Origin of the sequence: Xanthobacter autotrophicus, from assembly GCF_029991245.1 — a bacterium.
Classification (GTDB): domain Bacteria; phylum Pseudomonadota; class Alphaproteobacteria; order Rhizobiales; family Xanthobacteraceae; genus Xanthobacter; species Xanthobacter autotrophicus_C.
The window spans coordinates 1-752 of record NZ_JAIVFO010000315.1; the positions used below are offsets into that span (position 1 = coordinate 1).

Annotated in this window: 1 protein-coding gene; it reads right to left on the bottom strand. The window is 66.9% G+C overall.

What is annotated here, in order from left to right; translation table 11 throughout:
- Positions 1–42 precede the first annotated feature (42 nt).
- The gene (locus K9U41_RS22970) at positions 43–621 is read right to left on the bottom strand and encodes a hypothetical protein (protein ID WP_282643151.1); all 579 of its coding nucleotides are present in this window, start codon (positions 619–621) and stop codon (positions 43–45) included.
- Positions 622–752 lie beyond the last annotated feature (131 nt).

Below are 752 nucleotides of genomic sequence, written 5' to 3' on the forward strand. Positions count from 1 at the left end.
ACTCAACCCTAGATACTCCGCTCGCACTCCCTCCCCCACCCCCTAAACCCGCCTCTCCCAAGGATGCCGCGCAACCCTCAGCTTCCCTTCCGCCACATCGTGCCGGGCAAGGATCTCGTCCAAAGTGGCCCGGCCGATGGACAGGGTGTCGAACAGCCGGGTGGCGATCTCGGCGATGGCGGCCTGGGCGTTGGGGTGCAGGATGATGCGGCTCGCCTTGTCCGTGCAGTAGCCCATGAACATGGCCTGCTGCTCGGGGCCCAGGGCGAAGTGGGATCTCAGCGCGTGGATCTCGGCGTCGTCGGTGCGGTGGGAATCGATGCGCGGGATGTAGAGCGGGGCCTGTTGCTTCCAGTAATGCGCTTCGGCGACTTGCCCGGCCAGAAGAATGACGATGGCATCTTCGATGAAGTGCCGGTCGGCCTTGGTGTTCAGGTCCAGCAACAACTCGCCCGCGCCCTCGAACCGTGTTTCCCCGCTCAGGCCGTGGGGCGGGTGAAGGGCCGCCTCGGTCACGTTGCGCTTGTGGAGGAGGGCCACCAGGGCGTGCCCGGCCTCGTGGACGGCCACCGCCTTGCGCCGGATGTCCAGGGGGATCTCGTGGGCAGGCGTGGCGATCATAGAAGCGGTTCGCAATGGCTGAGAACGGGCGAAAGATGGTCTTATACCATCGCGCACGCGATCGGCTCCAGCGGCTTGTGCCTTGAGGGGGCGGGGGGGCAGATCCGCTCCCCGCCCCGCCGCCGGTGCTC